This window comes from Salinimicrobium oceani (assembly GCF_012037645.1).
Genome location: NZ_JAAVJR010000770.1, coordinates 1 through 420, shown reverse-complemented (window position 1 = coordinate 420; position 420 = coordinate 1). Strand labels below are relative to the sequence as shown.

Annotated in this window: 1 protein-coding gene; it reads right to left on the bottom strand. The window is 45.7% G+C overall.

Going from position 1 to position 420, the window contains the following annotated elements; all coding sequences use genetic code 11:
- Positions 1-420, bottom strand: a 420-nt coding sequence (locus tag HC175_RS19325) for an efflux RND transporter permease subunit (protein ID WP_209310117.1), incomplete at both ends; no start/stop codon positions are given.

Sequence of the window (420 nt, the reverse complement as noted above, 5' to 3'; positions counted from 1 at the left end):
AGGATAGGCAGCACGATCAGTGTGAGAAAGGTAGCGGTAACCAAACCTCCAATTACCACTGTTGCCAAAGGTCTCTGCACTTCTGCACCGGCATTGGTAGAAACAGCAATTGGTAAAAAACCAAGCGCAGCTGCAGAGGCTGTAAGCAATACTGCTCTTAATCGGTCCCTGGCCCCGACTTTTACAAGTTCATCCCCATGTTTCATTCCTTGATTTTTTAGATGATTAAAATGCTCGATGAGTACGATCCCGTTCAAGACTGCTATTCCAAAAAGGGCAATAAAACCGACTCCTGCCGAGATGCTGAAAGGCATATCCCGTAGCCACAGCAGCCAGATGCCTCCTACGGCCGACAAAGGAATAGCCGAATAGATGATGAGCGTTTCTTTTATGGAATTAAATGCAAAATACAAAAGGAAG